The following is a 2,175-nucleotide window of genomic DNA, read 5'->3' as shown; positions in this document are numbered from 1 at the left end:
AGGTCACTGGCGTCGGCCTCGGCTTGTCCGCTTCACTGTCGGTGTCCTGCAGGTACAGCGTCAGAATTCCACCGGCGGTGACAAGACCCACCCACGTTATACAGATCCACCGAGCTATCCGCTGCACCACCATCGCCCCTCTGGCCCGTTGCCCCTGCGTACGGTTCGGTGAACGAACCACGGCGTGCTGGCTCGCCCCACCAGTCTGCACCACCTGCCGTGTGGTGCAGGCGTGTTGCAGGTCTGCGGGTGTTGAGGCGGGGAGGCATCGGCAGGTACAAGGCAGGGCCTACGGGCTTCCGGGCTCCTGACGTACCGCACCTTATTGGAACGTCCGGTGACCTGTCGCTCACTTGGTCGTCGGCGGGACCTGTACGGAGCCAGCAGTATCGCGTTCCGGGCTCTTTCGGGCGATGAAGGAGGGCGTCGTGTTTCCACGAGCAATTGTCATCACCTGTGGATCAGTTGAGCTTCGGCGAGTTGATTGCGACGAGCTCGACCTCGAAGCCGTCGATGTTCTCCAGGTAGGCCGCGCAGTGCTGCTTGCCGCCGGCGTGCGGGTGTAGCTCGGGGAACATCAGACTCCAGCCGTGCTGGGCCGCGTCGACGGCCAGCTTCTCGACGGCAGTGGCGTCCTCGACGTGGAAGGCCAGGTGGTTCAGCCCGGGGCGGCGGCGGTCGTGCCGGTCGGCGGTGAGGGCCGGGGACTGTTCGAGGACGAGGTAGGTCGGACCGAGCAGCCAGCTGCGGCCGGTATCCCAGCTCTGCGAGACGGTGTAACCCAGCGTCTGAAGCAGCCAGCCGAGTGAGGCGAGGGCGCGGCCGAGGTCGGGCACCCAGATCTCGACGTGGTGCAGTGCCCCGTGCGTGGGCTGGTTCACGCGGCCACCGCCTCCTCGCGCTCGACCAGGACACCGTTCTCGAACCTGGCGCCAGAGCGGACCAGGGCGACGAGGTGGGCACCGGTGATCGCGCGCCAGCGGTCCTGGGCGGACTCGACCAGCTTGAACACCATCGCGAGGGCGGCGGCCGGACTTCCAGCACCGCGGGTGACCTTGGTCCGGAGCCTGACCGTGGAGAACGTCGACTCGATGGGGTTGGTGGTCCGCAGGTGGATCCAGTGCTCGGCCGGGTAGTCGTAGAACGCCAGCAGTTCCTTGGCGTCGTCGGTGTTCTTCGCGACGGCCTGGGGCCACTTCGCGCCGTAGGTCTTCGCGAATGCCTCGATTGCCTTCTCCGCGTGCGCTCGGTCCTCGGCGTTGTAGATCTCCTGCATGGCCTTCGTCGCTCCCGGCTGTGCGGACTTCGGCAGGGCGTTCGTGACGTTGCGGGTTTTGTGGACCCAGCACCTCTGGTGCCAGGCAGCGGGGAACACCTCGGCCAGGGCCTTCCACAGGCACATCGCGCCGTCGCCGACGACGAGTTCGGGGTCGCGCATGCCCCACCCGCGGCAGTCGCGCAGCAGGTCGGCCCAGGACTCGGTGGACTCGCGCAGCCCCTCGGCCAGTGCGATCAGTTCCTTAGTGCCGTCCAGCCGGACCCCGAGCAGCACCAGCACGCAGGAGTGGGCCTGCCCGAGCCGGACCTTCGGGTGCACACCGTCCGCCCACACGTAGACGAAGTCGCGGTCCGCCAGGTCGCACTGCTGGAAGGCGGCGTGGTCGTCGCTCCACTGCCTGGTCAGCCGGGTCACCGTGGCGGGTGACAGGCCGACCGTCGAGTCGAGGATCTGCTCCAGTGCAGGGACGAAGTCCCCGGAGGAGAGTCCGTACAGGTAGAGCAGTGGAAGGACTTCGGAGATCTTCGGGGACTTGCGGCACCACGGTGCGAGGATCTTGGAGGAGAACCGCTTGCGTTCGCCGGTGGCTTCGTCGATGCGGCGGTCGTTCACCCGGGGCGCCGCAACCTCGACCGGGCCAGCGGCGGTGGCCACCGTGCCGGGCCGGTGGCGGCCGTTGCGGACCACCAGGCGGTGCCCGCGCTTGTCCCGCTCGGGGGCCAACTCGGCTATGTACTGGTCGACTTCGTCCTCCAGCGCGGCGGCGAGCATCCGCCGGGCGCCCTCGCGGACGATCGCGTCGATCAAGGAGCCGGACTCGGTGGAACCATCGGTGGTCACTACGCTGAGCAAGGGCGTGCCTTCCCGACCCGCGCTGCGAACGCGGGCCTACTCGG

2 protein-coding genes are annotated in these 2,175 nt (G+C 68.2%); both read right to left on the bottom strand.

Going from position 1 to position 2,175, the window contains the following annotated elements:
* Positions 1-461: 461 nt before the first annotated feature.
* Complete coding sequence (locus tag IG78_RS0140935) at positions 462-881, bottom strand: VOC family protein (protein ID WP_030574830.1); 420 nt, start codon at positions 879-881, stop codon at positions 462-464.
* Positions 878-2,131, bottom strand: coding sequence for an IS256 family transposase (locus IG78_RS0140930; protein ID WP_030574826.1), 1,254 nt, complete (start codon positions 2,129-2,131; stop codon positions 878-880). Before IG78_RS0140930 ends, IG78_RS0140935 begins: the two co-directional genes overlap by 4 nt.
* Positions 2,132-2,175 lie beyond the last annotated feature (44 nt).

The sequence above is a fragment of the Streptomyces aureocirculatus genome, assembly GCF_000720475.1.
In the GTDB taxonomy this organism is placed as follows: domain Bacteria; phylum Actinomycetota; class Actinomycetes; order Streptomycetales; family Streptomycetaceae; genus Streptomyces; species Streptomyces aureocirculatus.
This window is presented reverse-complemented; position numbering and strand designations above follow the sequence as displayed.